Origin of the sequence: Pseudomonas putida (genome assembly GCF_028682475.1) — a bacterium.
GTDB lineage: Bacteria > Pseudomonadota > Gammaproteobacteria > Pseudomonadales > Pseudomonadaceae > Aquipseudomonas > Aquipseudomonas putida_AG.
This window is the reverse complement of the sequence record NZ_JANHLE010000017.1, coordinates 64,838-91,360: the sequence shown is the minus strand read 5'-3', so window position 1 is coordinate 91,360 and position 26,523 is coordinate 64,838. Positions and strand designations below refer to the sequence as shown.

The following is a 26,523-nucleotide window of genomic DNA, read 5'->3' as shown; positions in this document are numbered from 1 at the left end:
ATGCAATGGGAAGTTGTCATCGGGCTGGAGATTCACACCCAGCTCGCCACCCAGTCGAAGATTTTCTCCGGCAGCGCCACCACCTTCGGTTCCGAGCCGAACACCCAGGCCAGCCTTGTCGATCTGGGCATGCCCGGCGTGCTGCCGGTGCTCAACCAGGAAGCGGTGCGCATGGCCTGCATGTTCGGTCTGGCGATTGACGCCGAGATTGGCCAGCACAACGTGTTCGCGCGCAAGAACTACTTCTACCCCGACCTGCCCAAGGGTTACCAGATCAGCCAGATGGAGCTGCCGATCGTCGGCAAGGGCCACCTGGACATCGCCCTCGAAGACGGCACGGTCAAACGCGTCGGCATCACCCGTGCGCACCTGGAAGAAGATGCCGGCAAGAGCCTGCACGAAGACTTCAGCGGTTCCACCGGCATCGACCTGAACCGTGCTGGTACCCCGCTGCTGGAAATCGTTTCCGAGCCGGACATGCGTAACGCCAAGGAAGCCGTGGCCTACGTCAAGGCGATCCACGCCCTGGTGCGCTACCTGGGCATCTGCGACGGCAACATGGCCGAAGGCTCGCTGCGTTGCGACTGCAACGTCTCGGTGCGGCCGAAAGGCCAGGTCGAGTTCGGCACCCGCTGCGAGATCAAGAACGTCAACTCGTTCCGCTTCATCGAGCGCGCGATCAACAGCGAAGTCCAGCGCCAGATCGAACTGATCGAAGATGGCGGCAAGGTTGTCCAGGAAACCCGCCTGTACGACCCGAACAAGGACGAGACGCGCTCGATGCGCAGCAAAGAGGAAGCCAACGACTACCGTTACTTCCCCGATCCGGACCTGCTGCCAGTGGTGATCGAAGGTGCTTACCTCGACGGCATCCGCGCCACCCTGCCGGAACTGCCGCCGCAGAAGCGCGAGCGCTTCCAGAGCCAGTTCGGTCTGTCGGCCTACGATGCCAACGTTCTGGCTTCGAGCCGTGAACAAGCCGACTACTTCGAACAAGTCGTTGCGGTGTGTGGCGATGCCAAGCTAGCCGCCAACTGGGTCATGGTCGAGCTGGGCAGCCTGCTCAACAAGCTCGGCCTGGAAATCGACCAGGCGCCGGTGAGCGCCGCACAACTGGGCGGCATGCTGCAGCGCATCCTCGACAACACCATCAGCGGCAAGATCGCCAAGGTGGTGTTCGAGAAGATGGCCGCCGGCGAAGGCGACGCCGACCAGATCATCGAAGCCGAAGGCCTGAAGCAGGTGACTGACAGCGGCGCGATCGAGAAGGTGCTGGACGAAATGCTCGCGGCCAACGCCGAGCAGGTCGAACAGTACCGCGCCGCCGATGAAGCCAAGCGTGGCAAGATGTTCGGCTTCTTCGTCGGCCAGGCGATGAAAGCCTCCAAGGGCAAGGCCAACCCGCAGCAAGTGAACCAATTGCTCAAGAGCAAGCTCGAAGGGTAATTCGCGTCGCCTGCTTATCGCTGGCAATGCCAGCTCCCACAGGATTTTTGCTATCCCTGTGGGAGCTGGCGTTGCCAGCGATAGCCACCCCACGGAGCATCTGCAAACATGTGGCGTCCCCTCAGCGCACTCGCGCTCTTTACCCTGCTGGCCGGCTGCGCCAGTCACGATATCGATCCTCGCGGTTACGACAAATCCGGCACCGCCTCCTATTACGGCTCCCGTCACCACGGCAAACGCACCGCCAGTGGCGAGCCCTTCAATCAAAATGGCATGACCGCTGCCCATCGCAGCCTGCCCTTCGGCACCCGGGTCAAAGTCACCAACCTGAACAATGACCGCAGCGTAGTCGTGCGCATCAATGATCGCGGCCCGCACACCCGTGGCCGGTTGATTGACCTGTCGCGCGCCGCCGCAGAAAAACTCGGCATGATCCGTAGCGGAACGGCGCGCGTACGGGTACAAAGTCTCAGCGACTGACCCTGCACCGGAGCACGACCATTTTCGACCTGGCCGCCTTACCCACCTTCAGCCTGCTGCAACTGGCCTTCGGCTTGCTCCTGCTCATCGCTGGCGCCGAGCTGCTGGTGCGCTCGGCCCTTCGAGTGGCGTCCAGCCTGCAGGTCCGTCCACTGATCATCGGTTTGAGCCTGGTGGCCTTTGGCAGCAGCGCCCCGCAGCTTACCGTCAGCCTGCAAGCGGCCTACACCGGCGCCCCGGATGTGGCGGTGGGCAGCGTGATTGGCAGCAATATTTTCAACATATTGGTCACTTTGGGTCTGGCTGCCCTGATCATTCCTTTACGAGTTTCACGCCAGTTGGTACGCCTGGACATCCCGGTAATGATCGGCGCCAGCCTGCTTGTCTACCTGCTGGCACTCAATGAGCTACTCGGACGCCTTGAAGGCGCGCTGCTTCTGCTTGGGTTGCTCGCCTACCTGGCAATTCTCTGGCACCAGTCACGCCACCATGCCCGCACCTTCCCTGCCCCCGGCCCACGACCACAGCAAGGGGCCGGATTCTGGATTACCAGCCTGTTGCTGATGCTGACTGGGCTGGGTTTGCTGAGCGCGGCCGGGCACCTGCTGCTTGAAGCCGCTGTCGAAGTCGCCAGCGACCTGGGCCTGTCTGAACGGGTCATCGGCCTGACAGTGGTCGCGGTCTGTACCTCGCTGCCGGAACTGGCCACCTCGCTGATTGCCGCCCTGCGCGGCGAACGCGAAATCGCCGTGGGCAACGTGATTGGCAGCAACCTGTTCAACCTGCTGGCCGTGCTCGGTCTGACCGCAGTGGTGGCGCCCGAACCGCTGTCGATCTCGCCCAACGCCCTGGATTTTGACCTGCCGGTGATGCTCGGTGTCGCCGCCTTGAGCCTGCCGGTGTTCTATTCCGGTTACCGGGTAACCCGCGCCGAAGGTCTGGTGTTTCTTGGCTTGTACCTGGCTTATGGTCTGCATGTGGTGGCCTTCACCACCGGCATGCCATTGGCCACCCGCCTGGAAAAACTGATGCTGTTCTATGCACTGCCAGCGCTCGGGGCGTTGCTTTTGTTTACGACCCTGCGCGCCTGGCGCCGCCAACACTAAGGAAAACAATATGGGCGACACCACCAAAACCGGCGAACAGGTCCGCCGCCAGGTCATGGGCGATACATTTGTCGATCGCGCACTGGGAAATGCCACCGAGTTCACTCAGCCGTTGCAGGACTTCGTCAATGAACATGCCTGGGGCAGTGTCTGGAGCCGTGAAGGCTTGCCGCTGAAAACCCGCAGCCTGATCACCCTGGCTGCGCTGACCGCGCTCAAGTGCCCACAGGAGCTCAAGGGCCACGTCCGTGGCGCCTTGAACAACGGCTGCAGTGTCGAGGAGATTCGCGAAGCGCTACTGCATTGCGCGGTGTACGCCGGCGTCCCGGCGGCCATCGATGCATTTCGCGCCGCCCAGGAAGTGATCGACAGCTACCAGCAGAGCTGATCGATCACTTGCACACGGGCCGTCAGTCGGCAGCGACGGCGGCCTTGTGGCCTTTTTTCTTCAGCCAGAAGGCCACGCCCAGCACCGCCAGCCAGACCGGAATCAACAGCACCGAAATGCGGATGCCCGGTGTCAGGTACATGATCACCAGAATCAGCGCGAGGAAGGCCAGGCAGACATAGTTGGTCAGCGGGTAGCCCCAGCTTTTGTAGAACGTCGTCTCGCCAGCCGCTTGCTTGGCGCGGCGGAATTTCAGGTGGGTAATGCTGATGATCCCCCAGTTGATCACCAGCGACGACACCACCAGCGCCATCAACAGGCCGAAGGCTTCGGCCGGCATCAGGTAGTTGATCAACACGCAGAGCCCGGTCGCCAGCGCCGAGATCCCCAGGGCTGCCAGCGGTACACCACGGTCGTTGACCTTGAGCAGACGCTTGGGCGCATCGCCCTGCACCGCCAGACCGAAGAGCATGCGGCTGTTGCAGTACACGCAGCTGTTGTAAACCGACAATGCCGCCGTCAGCACTACCAGGTTGAGGATGGTGGCCACCAGATTGCTGTCCAGGGCATGGAAGATCATCACGAACGGGCTGCCGCCCTGCACCACTTTCTGCCACGGGTACAGCGACAGCAGCACGGCCAGGGCGCCGATGTAGAAAATCAGGATGCGGTAGATCACCTGATTGGTCGCCCGCGGAATGCTGTACTTGGGGTTGTCGGCTTCGGCGGCGGTGATACCCACCAGCTCCAGGCCACCAAAGGAAAACATGATCACCGCCAGCGCCATCATCAGGCCGCTGATGCCGTTGGGGAAGAAGCCGCCGTATTGCCACAGGTTGGCCACGCTGGCATCCGGCCCACCGTTACCGCTGATCAACAGGTAGCCACCGAAGGCGATCATGCTGACGATGGCCACCACCTTGATCAAGGCAAACCAGAACTCCATCTCGCCATAGACTTTTACCTGGCTGAGGTTGATCAGGTTGATCACGGCGAAAAAGATTGCCGCCGTTGCCCAGGTCGGAAAGCCGGGCCACCAGTACTGGATGTAGATGCCCACGGCGGTCAGTTCGGCCATGCCGACCAGCACGTACAGCACCCAGTAGTTCCAGCCGGACATGAACCCGGCGAATTCGCTCCAGTAACGGTGGGCAAAATGGCTGAAGGTACCGGACACCGGCTCTTCGACCACCATCTCACCGAGCTGGCGCATGATGAAAAAGGCAATCAGGCCGGCGATGGCGTAGCCCAGCAGCACGGACGGACCGGCCAGCTGGATGGTCTGGGCGATACCGAGGAACAGACCGGTGCCAATCGCGCCACCCAGCGCAATCAACTGGATATGGCGATTTTTCAGCCCGCGGTGTAACCGCTCTGGGGTGATCTCGTCTTGCATGAAGTGTCCTCGAAGGTAAGAGGCAGTGTTGGAATTATTTTTTTACAGAATCTAGATCCAGCCGCCCCACTGCAAGAAAAAGATGCCGATATTGGTGGTAATGGCAGCCATCAGGGTGGTTATGACGATGATTGCCGCCGCCAGCTCGTGGTTGCCGTTGGTGGACCTCGCCATGACATAGCTGGCCGCCGCCGTCGGGCTACCGAAGTAGAGGAACAAGATACCCAGCTCGGCCCCGCGAAAACCACAGGCAAACGCGCCAAGGGTGGCGAGCAATGGCAGCCAGAGCATCTTCAGCAAGCTGACACTGACGGCCAGCCCGCCACTCTGGCGCAACGAGGCGAGCGACAAGGTGCCACCAATACAGATCAGCGCCAACGGCAGGGTCATCTGCGCCAGATAGTCGCCGGAAGTCAGCAACCAGTTCGGCAGGGCCACCTGCCCATAAGCCAGCACAGCCGCCAGCAGCACACTGATGATCAGCGGATTGCGCAGGATGCTCTTGCAGATGCTCCAGGGGTCGGACTTGGCACTTGGGCTGTACACCGCAAGCACCACGACCGACAGCGAGTTGTAGAGCAGGATCACCAGCCCGGCGAGGACCGCACCCAGCGAAATGCCGTAGTCGCCATACATGCTCGCGGCCAGTGCCAGGCCGATCACCCCGTTGTTGCCGCGGAACGCGCCCTGGGTGTAGATCCCGCGGTCTTGCCGGGGGCAGCGCCAGATCGCCAGGCCCCAGGCCAGACCGAAGCCGATCAGGGTGGCGATGGCGAAGTAGAGCAACAGCCCGGGCTTCACCGCTGCGCTCAGGTCCGCATGGTAGATCCCGAGGAACAGCAGTGCCGGCATGCAGACGTTGAACACCAGCGACGAGGCGGTATGGATAAAACCATCGTTGATCGCGTTGATGCGCCTGAGGAACACGCCCATGAACAGCATGGCGAATACCGGCGCCGTGATGTTCAGCGTCTGTAAAAAGAGGGCGAGCATGCAAGGCGGTTCCGGTGGCTGTCGTTAGGGGGCTAATGATACGCCAACGACGGCTATCGAGGGCCTAGCCCGCTGACTGTAATTGCCATCCCCGGTGGGAGCGGGCTTGCCCCGCGATGCGATGTGACTGAACAACCGCAATCGCGGGGCAAGCCCGCTCCCACCGGGGTGTATGAGTGCCTCAGCGGCGAACCGGACGCTTCTGCAGTTTGCGCTGCAAGGTGCGCCGATGCATGCCCAGCGCTCGGGCGGTGGCGGAGATGTTGCCTTCGTGCTCGGTCAGCACCCGCTGAATGTGCTCCCACTGCAGGCGGTCGACCGACATCGGGTTTTCCGGTACCAGGCTGTCCAGGTCAGCATGCTCGGACAGCAACGCAGCCAGTACGTCATCGGCGTCGGCCGGTTTGCACAGGTAGTTGCAGGCACCGCGCTTGATGGCCTCCACGGCAGTGGCGATGCTCGAGTAACCGGTGAGGATCACCACGCGCATTTCCGGGTCGAGCTCGAGCAGCTTGGGCAACAACACCAGGCCCGAGTCGCCATCCATCTTCAGGTCCAGGGTGGCGTAGTCCGGTACATCCTGCTGAGCCAGCAGCAATCCCTCTTCAGCGGACCCCGCGGTGCTCACGCGAAAACCACGGCGGCTCATGGCCCGGGCCATGACGCGGGTAAAGGTGGCGTCATCATCTACCAGCAACAGGTGCGGGAGCTCTTCGCCTTCAACCTGGATTTCATCACTCATCACACATCTCCTCGCGCGTCACGCGGCAGGCGCAGCTCGGTGAGCGTACCGCCTTCCTCATGACTATAGAGTTTTACCGAGCCGCCAGCACGGGTCACGCTGGCCTTGCTCAAGAACAGGCCCAGGCCGAAGCCTTTGCCCTTGGTGGTAAAGAAGGGTTTGCCGATCGACTCGGCAATGGCCACCGGCACGCCCGGACCATGGTCGCGGATGCTGATCACCATATCCTGCGCATCCCAGTCCAGGCGTACTTCAAGCTCGTCCGGACAGGCATCGGCTGCATTGTTCAAAAGGTTCAGCAACGCCTGGGTCAGGTCAGGCGGTGGCGCCAGGCGCGGCACACTGCCCTGCCCCAGACGCTGAAAACGGTAACTGGCCTCGGGACGCATCAGGTGCCAGCGGTTCAGGGCCTCATCCAGCCAGGCCGTGACCTCCTGATCTTCCACCGCCATGCGCCGGTTGGCTTCGGCGGCACGCACCAGGTTCTGCAGGGTCTCTTTGCACAACTTGACCTGGTCCTGCAGCACCGCCAGGTCTTCCTGCAGCAACGGGTCGTTGTGGTCCTGGCGCATTTCCTTGATCAGCACGCTCATGGTCGCCAGCGGTGTACCCAGCTCATGAGCAGCACCTGCGGCCTGGGTGGCAACCGCCAGCAGTTGCTGGTCGCGCAGGCCTTCTTCACGCCGCTCGGCACGCAGCTGCTCCTGACGGCGCAGTTCTTCGGCCATTTTCGCCGCAAAGAAGGTGATCACCGCCGCCGCCAGGGCAATGCTCAACCACATGCCGTAGACCTGCATCTTCTCCCGCGCCATGGGGAAGGTCTCCAGCGGGTAGAACTGCACCAGCAACAAGCTGTAGGCCGCCAGGGCAATGCCCGAGAGGACCAGGGAATAGACCCAGGGCAAGGTCACCGCAGCAATCGCCAGCGGTACCAGGTAATAGGACACGAAGGGGTTGGTCGAGCCCCCGGAGTAATACAGCAAGGCACTGTGGATCAACAGGTCACAGGCCAGCTGAAAAGCGTATTCCAGCTCCGTAACCGGCAACGACAGGCGCAGGCGCAGGGCGGTGAACGCACACAGCAGGCTCGACAGCCCGAGGGTGATCACCAGCGACAGCCACGGCAGCGGCAGCAGTTCGGTCCAGTAGGCAACGCCCACCGAGCCGGCCTGGGCGGCCAGTACCAGAATGCGGATGAAGGTCAGGCGCCAGAGGTTCTGACGGGTTGCGGACAGCAGTTGTACGGGGGCGAGCATGAGCTCTCCTGATGAGTGCTCCAGGGCGAATCGTGGCGAGTATACCGAAGCTATGCTGTGCGCTGCAGACATGCGGCAAAGCGCCACACTTTTTTACATAACAATGATGGCCATTTTGAACCTCACTACACTGCTGCGAGTCTCATGGGCCTGCGTGGAATGGATTTCACAGCGTCCACGCCTCATTTTCAAGGAGTCATACATGCTTAACACCCGCCGCAGCGCCGCCCTCGTCATGGCCACCAGCCTGCTCGCCAGCCTCCCCGCGCTGGCAGAAGAACCACGCTACAACCAGATCTCGCTGCGTGCCGAAGTCAGCAAGGAAGTGGCCCGCGACCTGATGACCGTGACCCTCTACAGCGAAGCGCAGAACACCGATCCGGGCAAGCTGGCCAAGGAGATCACCGAGACCATGAATAAAGCGGTGCAACAGGCCCGCGAGGTCAAGGAAGTGAAAATCAGCCAGGGCAGCCGTAACAGCTACCCGATCTATGACAACAAGGGTCAGAAGATCACCGGCTGGCGCGAGCGCGCCGAACTGCGCCTGGAAAGTGCCGACTTCCCGGCCCTGTCGAAACTCACCGGGACCTTGCTGCAGGACCTGAAAATGGGCGGCATGGACTTCTCCATTGCCCCGGCCACCCGCAAAACCAGCGAGGACGAACTGCTCAAGGACGCCGTCAATGCCTTCAAGACCCGCGCCCAGCTGGCCACTGAAGCCCTGGGTGGCAAAGGCTACAAAGTGGTCAACCTCAACCTCAACAGCAGCGGCTACCCGCATCCCTATGCGCGAAGCGCTCCTATGATGATGAAAGCCGGCATGGCCGAAGACGCCGCGCCAGCGCCAGACATCGAAGCCGGCACCAGCCAGGTCAGCCTCAGCGCCGACGGTACCATCGAAGTCCAGATGTAACGTTACGGGTGTGCAGATTCGTGGCAGCTGCGGCTGCCGCGAACACTGTTACGCGTGGTAACCCGATGCACCATTGCGGTGCCAGGCGTGACTATCCTTACCCGTAACGTCTCCGAAACATACTGAAATACCCCCTCGCAAACGTTCAACTCCGTAAAAAATTATACGGATGCGACATTCCTGTACGTTCGTTCCACTGTTTGCCGCCACACATCCCATTGAGTGTTGCATTGGGTATGGGCCCTGCATAAGTATCCGCAGGACGGCTCACAAGGCCCCCTCAAATCAAAAATGACAACAATGAGGCCACCATGCTCAAACACGCGGTCATTCCGTTTCTGGTCGGCGCAGGCTTGCTTGCCGGCGCACCTTCTGCCCTCGCGGCGACTAACCTGGTGTTCTGCTCCGAAGGCAGCCCCGCTGGCTTCGACCCGGGCCAGTACACCACCGGAACCGACTTCGATGCCTCAGCCGAGACCGTCTTCAACCGCCTGAGCCAGTTCGAGCGTGGCGGTACCGCTGTCATCCCGGGTCTGGCGACCAGCTGGGACATTTCCGATGATGGCCTGACCTACACCTTCCACCTACGTGAAGGGGTCAAGTTCCACACCACCGACTTCTTCAAGCCGACCCGCGAATTCAACGCCGACGACGTCCTGTTCACCTTCAACCGGATGCTCGACAAGGACATGCCGTTCCGCAAGGCCTACCCCACCGAGTTCCCGTACTTCACCGACATGGGCATGGACAAGAACATCGCCAAAGTGGAGAAGGTCGACGATCACACGGTCAAGTTCACCCTCAATGGCGTCGATGCCGCGTTCATCCAGAACCTGGCCATGAGCTTCGCCTCGATCCAGTCGGCCGAATACGCCGATCAGTTGCTCAAGCAAGGCAAGCCCGCCGACATCAACCAGAAACCGATCGGCACCGGGCCGTTCGTGTTCAGCAAATACCAGAAAGACGCGCAGATCCGCTTCAAGGGCAACAAGGACTACTGGCAGCCCGATGATGTGAAGATCGATAACCTGATCTTCGCCATCACCACCGACGCCTCGGTGCGCATGCAGAAACTCAAGAAAAACGAGTGCCAGGTCACCCTCTTCCCGCGCCCGGCCGACATCGAGCCGCTCAAGGCTGACCCGAACCTGAAGATGCCCGACCAGGCTGGCTTCAACCTCGGTTACATCGCCTACAACGTGATGGACAAAATCAAGGGCAGCGACGAAGCCAACCCGATGGCCCAGCTCAAGGTCCGCCAGGCCCTGGACATGGCGGTGAACAAACCTGAAATCATCAAGTCGGTGTACCAGGGCGCCGGCCAACTGGCGGTCAATGCCATGCCGCCGACCCAATGGTCCTACGACACCACCATCAAGGACGCACCGTTCGACCCGGAAAAAGCCAAGCAACTGCTCAAGGAAGCCGGGGTCAAGGAAGGTACCGAAATCACCCTGTGGGCCATGCCGGTGCAACGCCCCTACAACCCCAACGCCAAGCTGATGGCCGAGATGCTCCAGTCGGACTGGAAGAAGATCGGCATCAACGCCAAGATCGTCAGCTACGAGTGGGGTGAGTACATCAAGCGCTCCAAAGGCGGTGAGAACGGCGCCATGCTGATTGGCTGGAGCGGTGACAACGGTGACCCGGACAACTGGCTCGGCACCCTGTTCGGTTGCGACGCCGTTGCCGGCAACAACTTCTCCAAATGGTGCGACAAGCCCTACGACGACCTGATCAAGCAGGCCAAGGCCACCTCCGACCAGGCCAAGCGTACCGAGCTGTACAAGCAAGCCCAGCACCGCCTCAAAGACCAGGTGCCGATGACACCGATCGCCCACTCGACGGTGTATCAACCGATGCGCAGCACCGTACAGGACTTCAAGATCAGCCCGTTCGGCTTGAACTCCTTCTATGGGGTAAGCGTGAGCAAATAGCAGCCACCTGCTCTGACTCCGGACACCGCCTGGCGTCCGGAGCCATGACCTGGTGGCCTGGCAGGTCAACCGCTAGCGCATCGACACGGAATCGTCGCCTCGCGCTATCGGACACCTCCTACACATCCTTGCGTAATCGTACCTACCGACAACGCCATGACGGCTCTACCGTCAAGGCAGCGTCGCAGTTGGCGCGATTTGTACGGCTGTGCGCCATGGACCGCTCAAAACAACAAGAAATCAAGGATCGTTATGCGCCATACACCCATTTTTGCAGCGTTACTGGGCCTCGGCCTGCTTACCCAGGCCCCTGTGAGCCTGGCCAAGAGCCTGGTGTTCTGCTCCGAAGGCAGCCCCGGCGGTTTCGACACCGCGCAGTACACCAGTGCCACCGACAACGACGCCGCCGAGCCGATCTACAACCGTCTGGTCGAGTTCGAACGCGGGGCCACTGCGGTCAAACCGGCCCTGGCAAAAAGCTGGGAAGTGTCCGATGACGGCCTGACCTACACCTTCCACCTGCGTGAAGGCGTGAAGTTTCACCGCAACAAGGATTTCACCCCAAGCCGCGAGATGAATGCCGACGACGTGCTGTTCACCTTCAATCGCATGCTCGACAGGGAACATCCGTTTCGCAAGGCCTACCCCACCGAGTTCCCCTACTTCGTCGGCATGAGCCTGGACAAGAATATTGCCCGGGTCGAGAAGACCACGCCGATGACCGTGGTGTTCACCCTCAACAGCGTTGACGCCGCCTTCGTGCAGAACCTGGCGATGAGTTTCGCCGCCATCCTGTCAGCCGAGTACGCCCACCAGTTGATGACCTCCGGACGCCCCAGCGACATCAACCAGAAACCGATCGGTACCGGCCCGTTCGTGTTCCAGCGTTACCAGAAGGATTCGCAGATCCGCTACCGCGGCAACAAGGACTACTGGGACCCGGCGCAGGTCAAGCTCGAGCAGCTGATCTTCTCGATCAACATCGACCCTTCGGTGCGCATCCAGAAGCTGCGCAAGAACGAGTGCCAAATCACCCTGCACCCACGCCCGGCCGACCTTGATGCGTTGAAAAATGACCCGCAGCTGCAGGTCATCGAAAAACCCGGTTTCAACCTTGGCTACATCGCTTACAACGTTCAGCACAAACCCTTCGACCAGCTCGAAGTACGCCAGGCGATGGACATGGCGGTGAACAAACCGGCCATCGTCAAGGCGGTGTACCAGCAGGCCGGGCAACTGGCGGTGGGCAGCATGCCGCCGACCCAGTGGTCCTACGACGAAACCATCAAGGACGCCGGCTACAACCCGGACAAGGCTCGCGAGCTGCTCAAGGCCGCCGGGGTCAAGGAAGGTACCGAAATCACCCTCTGGGCCATGCCCGTGCAACGCCCCTACAACCCCAACGCCAAGCTGATGGCCGAAATGCTCCAGGCCGACTGGGGCAAGGTCGGCCTGAAGGTGAAGATCGTCAGCTACGAATGGGGCGAATACCTCAAGCGCACCAAGGACGGCGAACACGATATCTCGCTGATCGGCTGGACCGGCGACAACGGTGACCCGGACAACTGGCTGGGCACGCTGTACAGCTGCGACGCCATCGGCAGCAACAACTACTCCATGTGGTGCGACCCGCAATACGACGCGCTGGTCAAGAAAGCCAAGACCATCACCGATCGCGAGCAACGCACCGTGCTTTATCAACAGGCCCAGCAGCGCCTCAAGCAGCAGGTGCCGATTACCCCGATCGCCCACTCGACGGTCAACCAGCCGCTCAGTGCCAAGGTCGAGGACTTCAAGGTAAGCCCCTTCGGGCGCAACGTCTTTTCTGGCGTAAGCCTCGATTAACCCCGGCAACGTTCAAGGGAGTGCAACCCACTCCCGCGAACGCTTGCAGCCCGAATATGCCCGATTGTCGTCGAGCAAACGATTGCAACCCTTGTTCCACCCAAAAAGACGCCCAGCTCACAAGGCCCGGCGGCAAAAAAAGAGAAGAAAGGGAGCTTTACCTTGAGACCAACCAAAACCGCAGTACTGGCATTGTCCTTGAGTGGCCTGTCAGCCATGGCCCAGGCCGAACCCGTTAGCCAGGACTTTGTTCCGGTCAGCGTCAAATCCACCAGCGCCCAGAGCGAAGCCAAAGGCTTCATCGAAGGCCAGAGCCTGTCCGGCTCGACCCGCAACTGGTACGCCCGCGAACGCGCCACCCGTGCACCGCTGTGGAAGTACCGCAAAAGCGACGGCAGCCTTCACGACACCCACAGCCGGGACAACTGGGTGCAAGGCACCATCCTCAACTACAGCTCGGGCTTCACCGAGGGCGCTATCGGCTTCGCCACCGAAGTCGCCGCCTACAACGCCATTGCCCTTGAACAGGGCCGCGCAGCCGTGGCCGGGCCGAACAACCGTACCCTGACCCACAGTGACGGTGACGTTATCAGTCAGTGGAGCAAGCTGGGCCTGGCCAACGTCAAGGCCCGTGTCTCCAACACCACCCTGACCGCCGGCCGCCAGTCCATCGACACCCCGGTCATCGCCTACATCGGCAACCGTGCCTTGCCGTCGAGCTTCGAGGGCGTAACCCTGCGCAGCGAAGAATTCGACAACCTGTCCTTCGATATCGGCACCTTCGACCGCCTTTCAACGCGGACCGAACAAGGCACCAGCAAATTTGTCGCCGAATACGGTGATCGCGCCTTCGAAGCCGATCACGTCAACATCGCCGGTGTGAACTACCAGCCACTGAAGAGCCTGAGTACCAGCTTCTACGTGTCCAACGTCGAAGACTTGTGGAACCAGTACTATTTCGGTGCCAACCACGTATTGGGCGACAGCTCGGTGCTGAGCCTTACCACCGGCCTGAACTACTACAAGACCAAAGATGAAGGCAAAAGCCAGCTCGGCGAGATCGACAACGACACCTACAGTCTGTCGTTCGGCCTGACGCACCAGGCACACAACCTGAGCTTCTCCTACCAGCAGGTCAACGGTAACGAATACTTCGATTACCTGCACGACACCAACGCGATCTACCTGGCCAACTCCCTGCTTTCGGACTTCAACGGCCCGAACGAGAAATCGATGCAGATCGCCTATGTGCTGAACATGGCCCAGTACGGTGTACCCGGCCTGAAATTCAACCTGTACAACGCCCGCGGCTGGGGCATCGATGGCACCCACTACACCGGCACCGGCTATGACGTGAAGAAGCTGGACGACGAGAACCACTACGAGTGGGGTATCGGTACCACCTACGCGGTACAGAGCGGCTCACTCAAGGACACCACCATCCGCGCCACCTACACCGCGCACCGGGCCAGCAAGAACCAGGGCGACGGCAGCCTCGACGAGCTGCGGATCGTGACCACCATTCCATTCAACATTCTCTAAGCGTCAGTTGTCGCGGCCGGTTCACCGAACCGGTCGGGGCGACTACGCTGGCTTAATTGATAGCAGGGAGGTTTCATGAAATTGCTACCGCTTCAGGCTGCCCTGGCAGCCGTCCTGTTGAGCGCTGCGGCGGGCCTGGCGGCCAAGCCGCTGGTGGTCTGTACCGAGGCCAGCCCGGAAGGCTTCGATATCGTCCAGTACACCACGGCGGTGACCGCTGACGCCTCAGCCGAAACCGTGTTCAACCGCCTGGTCGACTTCAAGCCCGGCACCACCGAGATCCAGCCGGCCCTGGCCGAGCGCTGGGAGATCAGCGACGACGGCCTGACCTACACTTTCCACCTGCGCCAAGGGGTGAAGTTCCACACCACCGACTACTTCACCCCGACCCGCGAGATGAATGCCGACGACGTGCTGTGGAGTTTCCGACGTCAGCTGGACCCGAACCACCCGTGGCACAACAAGACCAGCATCGGCTTCCCCTATTTTGAAAGCATGGGCTTCAAGGACCTGCTCAAGAGCGTCGAGAAAACCGACGATTACACCGTGGTCTTCACCCTCACCCGCCCGGAGGCGCCGTTCCTGCCTGACCTGGCCATGGCCTTCACCTCGATCTATTCCGCCGAGTACGGCGACCAGCTGCTCAAGGCCAACAAGACCGCCGATCTCAATAGCAAACCGATTGGCACCGGCCCGTTCATCTTCCAGCGCTACGTCAAGGACGCCCAGGTCCGCTACAAGCCCAACCCCGATTACTTCCGTGGCAAGCCGCCAGCCGATGCGCTGATTTTCGCCATCGCCAGCGACAACAATGTGCGCCTGCAGAAGCTCAAGGCCAATGAATGCCAGGTGGCGCTGTACCCCAAGCCCGACGACATCCCCAGCATCAAGGCCGACCCCAAGCTGAAAGTCGCCGAGATGGAAGCCCTGACCACCGGTTACATCTCGCTCAACACCGAGCACAAATACCTCAGCGACGTGCGTGTACGCAAAGCCATCAACATGGCCTTCGACCGCCAGACCCACGTCGACCAGCTGTTCGGCAAAGGCAATGCGCTGGTGGGCATCAACCCTTATCCACCGACCCTGATGGGTTACAACACCGCCAACCAGAACCCGCCCCGCGACCTCGACAAGGCCCGCGCGCTGCTCAAGGAAGCCGGGGTACCGGAAGGCGCGGTGCTGACCCTGTTCACCCGCAATGGCGGTGGCCCAACCAACCCCAACCCACAGTTGAGCGCGCAGATGCTCCAGGCCGACCTGGCCAAGATCGGCCTGAAAGTCGATATAAGGGTGATGGAATGGGCCGAAATGCTGCGCCGCGCCAAGAAGGGCGAGCCCGACATGGTTTCAACCGGCTGGGCAGGCGACAACGGCGACCCGGACAACTTCCTCACCCCGCTGCTCAGCTGCGATGCGGTGAAAAGCGGCGAGAACTATGCCCGCTGGTGCAATCAGAAATTCCAGGCGTTGATCGACGACGCCCGCAAGGTAACCGACACGGATGAGCGTGCAGCGCTCTATGTAAAGGCGCTGGCGGTGTACGATGAAGACCAACCGTGGATCAGCATGGCGCATCCGAAGATGTTCACCGCCATGCGCAACAACGTTGAGGGGTACCACATCAACCCCCTCACCAATAACAACTTCGCCACTACCCAGGTGAAGTAGAACAAGAACGGCCGCCGGCCCCCTACCCGGGTGCTGGCGGACATGCCTGACCGGCTGATGAGGTACACCAGAAGATGTTTAGTTTTATTGCCCGGCGCCTGGGATTACTGATCCCGACCTTTTTCGGCATCACCTTGCTGACGTTCGCGCTCATACGGCTGATACCCGGTGACCCGGTGGAAGTCATGATGGGCGAGCGCCGGGTGGACCCCGAGATGCACGCCCAGGCCATGGAGCGCCTCGGCTTGAACAAGCCGCTGCCAGCGCAGTACCTGGACTATATCGGCAAGCTTGCCCAGGGCGATCTGGGTGAATCGCTGCGCACCCGCGAAAGCGTCTGGACCGAGTTCCTCGCGCTGTTCCCGGCGACCCTGGAACTGGCCATCGCGGCGTTGTTTTTCGCCGGGGTGATCGGCCTGCTGGCCGGGGTGATTGCCGCCCTCAAGCGCGGCTCGCTGTTCGATCACGGCGTCATGGGCATTTCCCTGGCCGGTTATTCGATGCCGATCTTCTGGTGGGGCCTGATCCTGATCATGTTCTTCTCCGTGAGCCTGGGCTGGACCCCGGTGTCCGGACGCATCGACCTGCTGTACGACATCGAGCCGAAAACCGGCTTCATGCTCATCGATACCCTGCTCAGCGATGAAGAAGGCGCGTTCAAGGACGCCCTGATGCACCTGATTCTGCCGGCCATCGTCCTCGGTACCATTCCACTGGCGGTGATCGCCCGGATGACCCGCTCGTCGATGCTCGAAGTGCTGCGCGAAGACTACATCCGCACCGCCCGGGCCAAAGGCCTGTCGCCGGCGCGGGTGGTGTTCGTGCATGGCCTGCGCAACGCCTTGATTCCGGTGCTCACCGTATTCGGCCTGCAGGTCGGCACCTTGCTGGCCGGCGCAGTACTGACCGAAACCATCTTTTCCTGGCCGGGCATCGGCAAATGGCTGATCGAAGCCATCGGCGCCCGTGATTACCCCGTGGTACAGAACGGCATCCTGTTGATTGCCTGCCTGGTGATCCTGGTCAACTTCGTCGTGGATATCCTCTACGGCCTGGCCAACCCACGCATCCGTCATCAGCGCTGAGGGCCCCGCCATGACAACCCCAATTGCAAAGACCGTCACCACGCCGGCCACCGCTGTCGACCAGAGCCTGCTCTACCCCTCGCCCTACAAAGAATTCTGGCAGGCGTTTTCGCGCAATAAAGGCGCGGTCGCCGGGCTGATGTTCATGAGCCTGATCGTGTTCTGTGCGCTGTTCGCGCCCTGGGTGGCGCCACACAACCCCAGCGAGCAATACCGCGACTTTCTGCTGACCCCGCCAGTGTGGCTCGAAGGCGGTAACTGGCAGTTCATTCTCGGCACCGACGAACTGGGCCGCGACCTGCTCTCCCGCCTGATCCAGGGCTCGCGCCTGTCGCTGCTGATCGGCCTGTCGTCGGTGCTGATCTCGCTGATCCCGGGGGTTTTCCTCGGCCTGCTGGCCGGGTTCTTCCCGCGCATTCTCGGCCCGTCGATCATGCGCCTGATGGACGTGATGCTGGCGCTGCCATCGCTGCTGCTGGCCGTGGCCATCGTCGCCATCCTCGGCCCTGGCCTGCTCAACACGGTGATCGCCATCGCCATCGTGTCGCTGCCGTCCTATGTGCGCCTGACCCGTGCCGCGGTCATGGGTGAACTGAACCGTGACTACGTCACCGCCGCGCGCCTGGCCGGTGCCAGCCTGCCGCGCCTGATGTTCGTCACCGTGCTGCCCAACTGCATGGCGCCGCTGATCGTCCAGGCCACCTTGAGCTTCTCCTCGGCGATTCTCGATGCCGCGGCCCTGGGCTTCCTTGGCCTCGGTGTACAACCGCCGACCCCGGAGTGGGGCACCATGCTGGCCTCGGCCCGCGACTACATCGAACGCGCCTGGTGGGTCGTGAGCCTGCCGGGCCTGACCATTTTGCTCAGCGTGCTGGCAATCAACCTGATGGGTGACGGACTGCGCGATGCGCTGGACCCGAAACTCAAGAATGCCGCCTGAGGAGATCGCCATGTCACTTCTAGAAATCAAGAATCTGAATGTGCGCTTCGGCGATGCCAGCGCGGTTCCGGTGGTCGACGGTCTCGACCTGACGGTAGACGAAGGCGAAGTCCTGGCCATTGTCGGCGAGTCCGGCTCGGGCAAATCGGTGACCATGATGGCGCTGATGGGCCTGATCGACGCGCCCGGGCGGATCACCGCCGACGCCCTGACCTTCGACGGCAGCAACATGCTCAAGCTCAGCGGCCGGCAGCGACGCAAGGTGGTCGGCAAGGATATGGCGATGGTCTTCCAGGACCCGATGACCGCCCTCAACCCCAGCTACACCGTGGGTTTTCAGATTGAGGAAGTTCTGCGTCAGCACCTCGGTCTGCGTGGCAAGGCAGCCCGTCAACGTGCTCTGGAGCTGCTCAAGAAAGTCGAGATTCCAGCAGCCGAAAGCCGTCTGGATGCCTACCCGCATCAACTCTCGGGCGGCATGAGTCAACGTGTGGCCATCGCCATGGCCATTGCCGGTGAACCCAAGCTGCTGATCGCCGACGAACCGACCACCGCCCTCGACGTAACCATTCAGGCACAGATCATGGAGCTGCTGCTCAACCTGCAGAAAGAGCAGAACATGGCGCTGATCCTGATCACCCACGACCTGGCAGTGGTTGCCGAAACCGCCAAACGGGTGTGTGTGATGTATGCCGGGCAAGCCGTGGAAGTCGGTCAGGTGCCGGAGCTGTTCGATGTCCCGGCACACCCGTACAGCGAAGCGCTGCTGGCGGCGATTCCCGAGCACAGCGAAGGTGCCGAGCGCCTGGCGACCCTGCCCGGTATCGTCCCCGGCCGTTACGACCGTCCCGAAGGCTGCCTGCTGTCGCCGCGTTGCCCGTATGTGCAGGACAACTGCCGCCGCCAGCGTCCTACCCTCGATCCCCAGGCGCACAGCCAGGTCCGTTGTTTCTACCCGCTGAACCAGGAGGTGGCGTAATGACCGTCGTCCTTACCGCCCGTGAACTGACCCGTCACTATGAAGTTTCCCGTGGCCTGTTCAAGGGGCATGCCCTGGTCCGTGCACTGAACGGCGTGTCTTTTGAACTGGAAGCTGGCAAGACCCTCGCCGTGGTTGGCGAGTCGGGCTGTGGCAAATCGACCCTGGCGCGGGCCCTGACGCTGATCGAGGAACCCTCTTCCGGCTCGCTGAAAATTGCCGGCCAGGAAGTCGCAGGCGCCAACAAGGCCCAGCGCAAGCAACTGCGCAAAGACGTGCAAATGGTGTTCCAGAGCCCCTACGCCTCGCTCAACCCACGGCAGAAGATCGGTGACCAGCTGGCCGAACCGCTGCTGATCAACACCAGCCTGTCGAAGAGCGAACGGCGGGAAAAGGTCCAGGCCATGATGCAACAGGTCGGCCTGCGCCCGGAGCATTACCAGCGTTATCCGCACATGTTTTCCGGTGGTCAGCGCCAGCGCATCGCCCTGGCCCGGGCGATGATGCTGCAACCGAAAGTGCTGGTGGCCGATGAGCCGACCTCGGCGCTCGACGTGTCGATCCAGGCCCAGGTGCTGAACCTGTTCATGGACCTGCAGAAAGAGTTCAACACCGCCTACGTGTTCATCTCGCACAACCTGGCGGTGGTGCGTCATGTCGCCGACCAGGTGCTGGTGATGTACCTGGGCCGGCCGGCGGAAATGGGGCCCAAGGAAGATATCTACAACAAGCCGTTGCACCCCTACACCCAGGCGCTGCTGTCGGCCACCCCGACCATTCACCCGGACCCGCTCAAGCCGAAGATCAAGATCGCCGGCGAGCTGCCCAACCCCTTGAATCCACCACCGGGTTGCGCGTTCCACAAACGCTGCCCGTATGCCACCGAGCGTTGTGCGGCGGAAGAGCCGGTGTTCCGGCAGGTGGGGACGCGGCAAGTGGCGTGTCATTACGCCGAGCAGTTCCTCTAACTCCCGGTAGGAGCGGGCTTGCCCCGCGATTGCGGTCTATCAGTCATACCGCAATCGCGGGGCAAGCCCGCTCCCACTGGGGTATTCACCATTACCCTTCAATGCATAAAAATCGCGATCAGAATGATGACCGGAATAGGAACCCCGAGCATCCATAGCAATACAGAGCGCATGACAGTTCTCCTCGTTGGTTGAAGCGTTATCGAATCGGTGCGCTAGCGTGCCGAGCGGTGTAGTCCGCCGCATCACCCTCCAGCCACTGCACCTGGTCGCGCTGACGGCCACCGAACAGCGCCGCGAAGCTGGCAAAGAACGCGCCGCACAGCAGGGCAACAAAGGTCCATAGAGCAGTCCATGCCGCCACCTTGGCGGCGGTATCAGCCGCCTGCTGCGCCTGGACCTTGGCTTGCTGGATCTGCGCGAAGACTTGATCGACGCGTGCCTCGGCCTCGACCTGGCTCACGCCGATACGCTGGGCGACCAGTTGGGCCAGATAGGTACGGTCGGCTTCACCCAGCGCACCACCTTGAGCGATTGTCCTGGCCAGAATTCGCCCCGCCACGCCGTTGGCAGCGTCTTCATTGACTGTATTCGGGGTTTCACTACGGAACAGGCTGTCGACGAAATAGCCCATGGGGTCGGACTTGGCCACAACGGTGGACGCTGCGGCCATTGCCCCTGCTCCCGCTTGCGCGCCTGCGCTGACCAGGCCGCCAGCGCTGCCCACGATCAACATGGCCGCCACCAGCGTGGCCACCGCCCAGGCGAGAAAGCCATGGGCCGTGTCGCGAAAATACACTTCATCGCCATGCAGGTTGGCCCATTTCACCCGCAAGCGGCCGGCAATGTAACCACCGAGCCCTGAGGCAAGAATCTGCGTCAGCAGCAGCCAGATGATGGTCGAGATGCCCAGGGCTTCGGCGCTGGCGCCTTCGTCAGCCCAGGGCGAAGTGGCCGCGAATCCCAGCCCCGCGCCCAGGACCAGCAGAATCAACGAGAGGGCAGCAGCGGCGGCGGCGCCGGCGAAAATCGCCGCCCACGATACGCCCGAGCGATTGGGGGCGTCAGTAGCAACGGATGACAGTTCGGCAGAAGTAATCATGAGATAGCGCCTTTAGTCGTGAACAACAGATCCAGTTGGCTTGCTCTGAAAACGGTGCAGGCGCTGTGCCAAATGTGTCAAAAAATATCCTGGAGAATAATCAATGGCTTAGATTTCGGCTTAATTCACGGATCGTGCAAAACACCCGGATGGCCGTTCCCGACTCAGGGTTTATGCAATGAATGCCGGCAGTTTTCCTCAGGCCCCGTTGGACTTGTGTCAAAGCCGAGCCCCCGGCACTATCTCTCCATGACCCTGACCACGCTCGCCGACGGCCCCGAACAAACCCCGATTACCGCCGACACCGTCCTGCGCTACCACCTGTGCTGGAAGCATCGCGACCTCGACGGCGTGATCGCGCTCTATCACCCGGACGTTCAGTACCACGACTTCTTCCAGAACCGCGTGCTCGGCTACAGCGAGCTGCGCGATTACGTACGTGCCTGCCTGCCCCATGAGGCGGGCGAAGACATCGTTCACAGCGACCGCATCCGTGTCGACGGCTGCACGGCGTTCATCCAGTACCAGGTCACGGTCCAGGGTGGCGAAGGCCTGGTGGCGTTCCAGTCCAGCGAAGCGATTACCGTGAAGGACGGGCTGATCTGGCGGGTCAATGAATACGCCACCCTGATCCGCCGAGACAGCAATGGCAGCGCCCGTTCCGGCCCTCGCCCGGCCACCAGCCGCCTGGGCCTGTCGCCCCGCCAGCTGTCGACCATGGCCCAGGACCTGGAGCACTACTTTCAGCGCCAGCGCCCCTACCTCGACCCGGAGCTGGACCTGCAACAGGTTGCTGACGCCAGCGGCTACAGCCGCAACCAGATTTCCTACCTGCTCAACCAGGTGCTCGGCCAGAGCTTCTACCGCTACGTCAACCAGGCGCGTCTGCAGCATCTGCTCGATGGCCTGGAGCAAGCGCCTGCCAACGCCAAGGTCGACGACCTGGCCTTTGCTGCCGGTTTCAATTCGCTGTCGGCGTTCTACAAGTGTTTCCGTCAGCACACCGGGCTCTCGCCCAAGGCCTGGGTCAAGCAGAATTCTCTGCGTGCACGCAGCTAAGACAGCGCCCCCTGGCAGCTTCTAGGATCGCCCACAGACCGTAACGGATGTGGAGCCGAAACAATGCAGGCATGGCGCAAGATCAGCCTTTGGATGGACCAGCTGGATGAGACGCTGAGCGTACGTGCGGCCCTGCAGCAGGACCTGGACGTGGATGTCTGCATCATCGGCGCCGGCTACACCGGGCTGTGGACCGCCTACTACCTGAAACGCCAAGCCCCGCAGCTGAACATCGCCATCGTCGAAGCCAATATCGCCGGCTTCGGTGCCTCCGGCCGCAATGGCGGCTGGCTGATGGGCAATCTGCTCGGCGAGGATCGCCTGCTCGCGGCCAGTTCCCCCGAGCAACGCCGGGCCTCCTATGACTTGCTGCATGGCATCCCCGACGAAGTGCAGCGCGTACTCGAACGCGAAGCAATCGACTGCGACTATCGCAAGGGCGGCGTGCTGTATTGCGCGGCACGTTATCCAGAACAGCAAGCCAGCCTGCGCGCCTATCTGGACAAGCTCTACAAGCAAGGCCTGAACGAAGCCGACTACTGCTGGCTGAGCCCTGAGCAACTGGCCAGCCAGCTGCGCGTCAGAAAAGCCTACGGGGCGATCTTCAATTCCAATGTGGCAACCATTCAACCGGCCAAACTGGTGCGCAGCCTGGCGCGGACGGTGGAAGGCATGGGCGTGCGCCTGTACGAAAACAGCCCGGTACTCGACTGGCGTGCAGGCGAAGTCCGTACCGCGCAGGCACGAATCAAGTGTCAGTGGCTGGTACCGGCGGTCGAGGGCTACTCGGTCAGCCTGCCGCCGCTGGGCCATTACCAGATGCCCGTGCAAAGTCTGCTGGTCGCCACCGAGCCACTACCGGAGGATGTCTGGCAGAAGATCGGCCTCAATCGCGGCCAGGCCTTCAGCGAAAACAGCCGCCAGGTCACCTATGGTCAGCGCAGCGCCGACAACCGTCTGGTGTTCGGCGCCCGTGGTGGCTACCGCTTTGCCGGTCGTCTGCGGGAAAACTTCGACCTTACCAGCAGCGAGATCGAACTGCGTCGCTACCTGTTCGGCGAGCTGTTCCCGCAGCTCAAGGACGTCGCCATCACCCACGCCTGGGGCGGCAACCTGGGCATGGCCCGGCGCTTCCAGCCGCACATGCTGTGTGACCGCAAGCAAGGCATTGCCCTGGCCGGTGGCTACGGCGGCGAAGGCGTCGGCGCCAGCAACCTGGGCGGACGGACGCTGGCCGAGCTGATTCTTGAACGGCGCAGCGAGCTGACCGAACAACCCTGGGTTCACCCTGACAGCACGCTGTCCAGCCTCAAAGGCTGGGAGCCGGAGCCGTGCCGCTGGCTGGGCTACAACGCCATCATCAAGAGTTTCGTCCATGAGGACCAGACCCTCGCCGACCCGGCCAGCGCCCCCTGGCGCCGACGCCTGGCCAGTGGCGTGGCGGACTTCATGGAAGGTTTCATGCGCTGACTTTTCGTTCCCCCTGCACAGGATCCACCGGTATGAGCATTACCCAGTTCAAGAACACCGACACTGTCGCTTTGCAAGAGTCCAACCCCGTCGCCGTGCCCCTCGGCGAGCCGGTTTCGATTGCCTCGGTGACCGCTGTCGAGCGCAGCGACGGCGTTGAAACCGGCATCTGGGAATGCACCCCGGGGCGCTGGCGTCGGCAGATTGTCCAGCAGGAGTTCTGCCACTTCATCAAGGGCCGCTGCACCTTCACCCCCGACGGTGGCGAGCCACTGACCATCGAAGCCGGCGACGCCATCATGCTGCCGGCCAACAGCACGGGTATCTGGGACATTGAGGAAACCGTGCGCAAAACCTACGTACTGATTTTCTGATCGTTTGATCGCCTGCCTCCTTCGATAAAAACAGACAAAGCAAGGAATCCAGACATGCGCGCATTGCTCATCGCCCCCCTGTTGCTGGCTACCGCTGTGGCCCAGGCGGCCGACTCGGTGAAAATCTACAACTGGTCCAGCTACATCGCCCCCGATACCCTGAAGAACTTCCAGCAAGCCAGCGGTATCGTGCCGACCTACGACGTCTTCGACAGCAACGAAACCCTCGACGGCAAGCTGATGACCGGCAACTCCGGCTACGACGTGGTATTCCCGTCCAACCACTTCATGGCCCGGCAGATCCAGGGCAAAGCGCTGAAAAAACTCGACAAGAGCCAGCTGCCGAACTGGCAGAACCTCAATCCGGTGCTGCTCAAGGCGCTGGAGGTCAACGATCCGGGTAACCAGTATGGCTTCCCGTATCTGTGGGGCAGTACCGGGATCGGCTACAACATCGACAAGGTCAAGGCGGTGCTGGGCGACGATGCCCCGGTGGATTCCTGGGACCTGATCTTCAAGCCCGAGTACATCAGCAAACTCAAGGGTTGCGGCGTAGCGGTGCTGGACAACGGTCCGGAGCTGCTGCCGATCGCCCTCAACTACCTGGGCCTGCCGCACCACAGCCAGGACCCGAAGGACTACGACAAAGCCAAAGAACTGCTGATGAAGGTGCGCCCGTACATCAGCTACTTCCATTCATCGAAATACACCGGTGACCTGGCCAACGGCGATATCTGCGTGGTGGTGGGTTTCTCGGGGGACGTGCTGCAGGCCAAGAACCGTGCAGAGGAAGCCAACAACGGCGTACAGGTCGGTTATTCGATTCCCAAGGAAGGTGCGCCGATGTGGTTCGACATGGTTGCCATGCCGGCCGATGCCCCGGATGAAAAAGCCGGTTACGCCTACATGAACTACCTGCTGCAACCGGAGGTGATGGCCAACATCAGCGACCATGTGCAGTACGCCAACGGCAACCTCAAGGCTGACACTCTGGTGGATCCGGCGTTGAAGGCCAACACCATGATCTACCCGAGCGACGAGATGCTCGGCAAGCTGTATGCCCTGGAGGCGATGCCGGCCAAGATCGACCGTATTCGGACGCGGATCTGGACCAGTATCAAAGCGGGGAATTGAGACAATCGCGGGGCAAGCCCGCTCCCACCGGGGGGTAGTGATATACCGGTGGGAGCGGGCTTGCCCCGCGATGTTTTTTACTTAATGGTGCTCGCGAGTAGCGCGGAATTTCACATCCGGCCAGCGTTCTTCCATCAGCGCCAGGTTGACCCGGGTCGGGGCCAGGTAGGTCAGGTGACCACCACCGTCGATGGCCAGGTTCTCCACGGCCTTGTTCTTGAATTCCTCAAGCTTCTTCTTGTCGTCACAGCTGATCCAGCGCGCGGACCACACGGTGATCGGCTCGTAGGCGCATTCGACCTTGTACTCTTCCTTCAGGCGGCTGGCGACCACATCGAACTGCAGCACACCAACGGCGCCGAGGATGATGTCGTTGCTGCGCTCGGGGAAGAACACCTGGGTCGCGCCCTCTTCGGCCAGCTGCTGCAAACCCTGACGCAATTGCTTGGACTTGAGCGGATCTTTCAGACGAACGCGGCGGAACAGTTCCGGGGCGAAGTGCGGGATACCGGTGAAGCCCAGCGCTTCGCCTTCGGTGAAGGTGTCGCCGATCTGGATGGTGCCGTGGTTGTGCAGACCGATGATGTCGCCGGCCCAGGCCTCTTCCAGTTGCTCACGCTCGGAGGAGAAGAAGGTCAGCGCGTCGCCGATGCGCAGGTCCTTGCCGGTACGCACGTGACGCATTTTCATGCCCTTCTCGTACTTGCCTGAGCAGATACGCATGAAGGCAATACGGTCGCGGTGCTTGGGGTCCATGTTCGCCTGGATCTTGAACACGAAACCGCTGAATTTCTCTTCCACCGGCTCGACGCTACGCTCGTTGGCAACCCGTGGCAACGGACGTGGCGCCCAGTCGACGACAGCATCGAGCACATGGTCAACACCGAAGTTGCCCAGTGCGGTACCGAAGAACACCGGGGTCAGCTCGCCGCGCATGAACTCGTCCTGGTCGAATTCGTGGCAGGCGCCCTGCACCAGTTCCAGCTGTTCGAGGAAGCGCTCGTACTCGTCCCCCAGGTGTGCGCGGGCTTCGTCGGAGTCGAGCTTCTCGATGATCTTCACCTCGGTGCGCTCGTGGCCATGGCCCGGGGTGTAGACGATGATGTAGTCGCCAGCGAGGTGGTAAACGCCTTTGAAGTCGCGGTAGCAACCGATCGGCCAGGTGATCGGCGCGGCCTTGATCTTCAGGACCGCTTCGATCTCGTCGAGCAGTTCGATCGGGTCGCGGATATCACGGTCGAGTTTGTTGATGAAGCTGACGATTGGCGTATCACGCAGGCGGCAGACGTCCATCAGGGCAATGGTTCGCGGCTCTACACCTTTACCGCCGTCGAGCACCATCAGCGCCGAGTCGACGGCGGTCAGGGTGCGGTAGGTATCTTCGGAGAAGTCTTCGTGACCGGGGGTGTCGAGCAGGTTGATCATGTGCTCGCGGTACGGGAACTGCATCACCGAGGTGGTAATCGAGATACCCCGCTGCTTTTCCATTTCCATCCAGTCGGAGGTGGCATGGCGGTCGGACTTTCGCGATTTCACCGTACCGGCAACGGCAATCGCCTTGCCCATCAGCAACAGCTTCTCGGTGATGGTGGTCTTACCCGCGTCGGGGTGGGAAATAATGGCGAAGGTGCGGCGTTTCGCGACTTCGGCGGCCTGGTTGGTCATGGGAAATCGCCTGGCAAGGGATTCAAAAAAGG

Annotated in this window: 23 protein-coding genes; 17 read left to right on the top strand and 6 right to left on the bottom strand. The window is 61.5% G+C overall.

The annotated features are described in order from the left end of the window. The 4 genes from gatB (at position 1) to NPS47_RS15755 (ending at position 3,420) form a co-directional block, all read left to right on the top strand. Complete coding sequence (gene gatB, locus NPS47_RS15770; protein WP_274295781.1) at positions 1-1,446, top strand: Asp-tRNA(Asn)/Glu-tRNA(Gln) amidotransferase subunit GatB; 1,446 nt, start codon at positions 1-3, stop codon at positions 1,444-1,446. Positions 1,447-1,554: 108 nt separating this feature from the next. Then, positions 1,555-1,926: a septal ring lytic transglycosylase RlpA family protein gene (locus NPS47_RS15765; protein WP_274295780.1), complete on the top strand. Its 372-nt coding sequence runs from the start codon at positions 1,555-1,557 to the stop codon at positions 1,924-1,926. Positions 1,927-1,988: 62 nt separating this feature from the next. Further along, positions 1,989-3,032 carry a calcium/sodium antiporter gene (locus NPS47_RS15760; RefSeq protein ID WP_274295814.1) on the top strand — a complete coding sequence of 348 codons (1,044 nt, stop codon included), beginning with the start codon at positions 1,989-1,991 and terminating at the stop codon, positions 3,030-3,032. Between the two features lie 10 nt (positions 3,033-3,042). Then, entirely contained in the window at positions 3,043-3,420 is a 378-nt protein-coding gene (locus tag NPS47_RS15755; RefSeq protein WP_274295779.1) for a carboxymuconolactone decarboxylase family protein, read from the top strand. Between the two features lie 22 nt (positions 3,421-3,442). Here the strand turns inward: NPS47_RS15755 and NPS47_RS15750 are convergent, their stop codons facing one another. The 4 genes from NPS47_RS15750 to NPS47_RS15735 all read right to left on the bottom strand — a co-directional run bounded on the left by NPS47_RS15750 (position 3,443) and on the right by NPS47_RS15735 (position 7,807). Further along, positions 3,443-4,816 carry an amino acid permease gene (locus NPS47_RS15750; protein ID WP_274295778.1) on the bottom strand — a complete coding sequence of 458 codons (1,374 nt, stop codon included), beginning with the start codon at positions 4,814-4,816 and terminating at the stop codon, positions 3,443-3,445. 51 nt (positions 4,817-4,867) lie between these two features. After that, the gene (locus NPS47_RS15745) at positions 4,868-5,809 is read right to left on the bottom strand and encodes an AEC family transporter (protein ID WP_274295777.1); all 942 of its coding nucleotides are present in this window, start codon (positions 5,807-5,809) and stop codon (positions 4,868-4,870) included. Between the two features lie 181 nt (positions 5,810-5,990). After that, positions 5,991-6,551: a response regulator transcription factor gene (locus NPS47_RS15740; protein ID WP_038614443.1), complete on the bottom strand. Its 561-nt coding sequence runs from the start codon at positions 6,549-6,551 to the stop codon at positions 5,991-5,993. Then, the gene (locus NPS47_RS15735; protein WP_107023588.1) at positions 6,551-7,807 is read right to left on the bottom strand and encodes an ATP-binding protein; all 1,257 of its coding nucleotides are present in this window, start codon (positions 7,805-7,807) and stop codon (positions 6,551-6,553) included. Before NPS47_RS15735 ends, NPS47_RS15740 begins: the two co-directional genes overlap by 1 nt. A 202-nt stretch (positions 7,808-8,009) precedes the next feature. Between NPS47_RS15735 and NPS47_RS15730 the strand changes: the two genes are divergently transcribed. From NPS47_RS15730 to NPS47_RS15690, 9 genes are all read left to right on the top strand, one after another. Beyond that, complete coding sequence (locus NPS47_RS15730) at positions 8,010-8,720, top strand: SIMPL domain-containing protein (RefSeq protein ID WP_274295776.1); 711 nt, start codon at positions 8,010-8,012, stop codon at positions 8,718-8,720. 311 nt (positions 8,721-9,031) lie between these two features. Then, positions 9,032-10,657 carry an ABC transporter substrate-binding protein gene (locus tag NPS47_RS15725; protein WP_274295775.1) on the top strand — a complete coding sequence of 542 codons (1,626 nt, stop codon included), beginning with the start codon at positions 9,032-9,034 and terminating at the stop codon, positions 10,655-10,657. 252 nt (positions 10,658-10,909) lie between these two features. Then, complete coding sequence (locus tag NPS47_RS15720) at positions 10,910-12,502, top strand: ABC transporter substrate-binding protein (protein WP_274295774.1); 1,593 nt, start codon at positions 10,910-10,912, stop codon at positions 12,500-12,502. A gap of 216 nt (positions 12,503-12,718) precedes the next feature. Then, positions 12,719-14,044, top strand: coding sequence for an OprD family porin (locus NPS47_RS15715; RefSeq protein ID WP_274295813.1), 1,326 nt, complete (start codon positions 12,719-12,721; stop codon positions 14,042-14,044). A 75-nt stretch (positions 14,045-14,119) separates the two neighbouring features. Then, positions 14,120-15,715 carry an ABC transporter substrate-binding protein gene (locus NPS47_RS15710; RefSeq protein ID WP_274295773.1) on the top strand — a complete coding sequence of 532 codons (1,596 nt, stop codon included), beginning with the start codon at positions 14,120-14,122 and terminating at the stop codon, positions 15,713-15,715. A gap of 74 nt (positions 15,716-15,789) precedes the next feature. Next, positions 15,790-16,800, top strand: coding sequence for an ABC transporter permease subunit (locus tag NPS47_RS15705; RefSeq protein WP_038614460.1), 1,011 nt, complete (start codon positions 15,790-15,792; stop codon positions 16,798-16,800). Positions 16,801-16,810: 10 nt separating this feature from the next. Beyond that, on the top strand, positions 16,811-17,740 hold the full coding sequence (locus tag NPS47_RS15700; RefSeq protein WP_274295772.1) for an ABC transporter permease subunit: 930 nt from the start codon (positions 16,811-16,813) through the stop codon (positions 17,738-17,740). A 10-nt stretch (positions 17,741-17,750) separates the two neighbouring features. Then, positions 17,751-18,719, top strand: a complete 969-nt coding sequence (locus tag NPS47_RS15695; RefSeq protein WP_274295771.1) for an ABC transporter ATP-binding protein — start codon at positions 17,751-17,753, stop codon at positions 18,717-18,719. Continuing rightward, positions 18,719-19,687, top strand: a complete 969-nt coding sequence (locus NPS47_RS15690) for a peptide ABC transporter ATP-binding protein (RefSeq protein WP_274295770.1) — start codon at positions 18,719-18,721, stop codon at positions 19,685-19,687. Before NPS47_RS15695 ends, NPS47_RS15690 begins: the two co-directional genes overlap by 1 nt. 199 nt (positions 19,688-19,886) lie before the next feature. Here the strand turns inward: NPS47_RS15690 and NPS47_RS15685 are convergent, their stop codons facing one another. Next, complete coding sequence (locus NPS47_RS15685; protein ID WP_274295769.1) at positions 19,887-20,789, bottom strand: hypothetical protein; 903 nt, start codon at positions 20,787-20,789, stop codon at positions 19,887-19,889. A 249-nt stretch (positions 20,790-21,038) separates the two neighbouring features. Here NPS47_RS15685 and NPS47_RS15680 point away from each other — a divergent pair, with 249 nt between their 5' ends. From NPS47_RS15680 to NPS47_RS15665, 4 genes are all read left to right on the top strand, one after another. Continuing rightward, positions 21,039-21,848 (top strand): helix-turn-helix domain-containing protein, encoded by an 810-nt coding sequence (locus NPS47_RS15680; RefSeq protein ID WP_274295768.1) that lies wholly within the window; start codon positions 21,039-21,041, stop codon positions 21,846-21,848. A gap of 63 nt (positions 21,849-21,911) precedes the next feature. Further along, on the top strand, positions 21,912-23,318 hold the full coding sequence (locus NPS47_RS15675) for an NAD(P)/FAD-dependent oxidoreductase (protein WP_274295767.1): 1,407 nt from the start codon (positions 21,912-21,914) through the stop codon (positions 23,316-23,318). A 32-nt stretch (positions 23,319-23,350) separates the two neighbouring features. Further along, entirely contained in the window at positions 23,351-23,692 is a 342-nt protein-coding gene (locus NPS47_RS15670) for a cupin domain-containing protein (RefSeq protein ID WP_274295766.1), read from the top strand. A gap of 54 nt (positions 23,693-23,746) precedes the next feature. Continuing rightward, entirely contained in the window at positions 23,747-24,826 is a 1,080-nt protein-coding gene (locus NPS47_RS15665) for a polyamine ABC transporter substrate-binding protein (RefSeq protein ID WP_274295765.1), read from the top strand. A gap of 81 nt (positions 24,827-24,907) precedes the next feature. Here NPS47_RS15665 and NPS47_RS15660 read toward each other — a convergent pair whose 3' ends face one another. Beyond that, on the bottom strand, positions 24,908-26,491 hold the full coding sequence (locus tag NPS47_RS15660) for a peptide chain release factor 3 (RefSeq protein WP_038614477.1): 1,584 nt from the start codon (positions 26,489-26,491) through the stop codon (positions 24,908-24,910). Between the last annotated feature and the right edge of the window lie 32 nt (positions 26,492-26,523).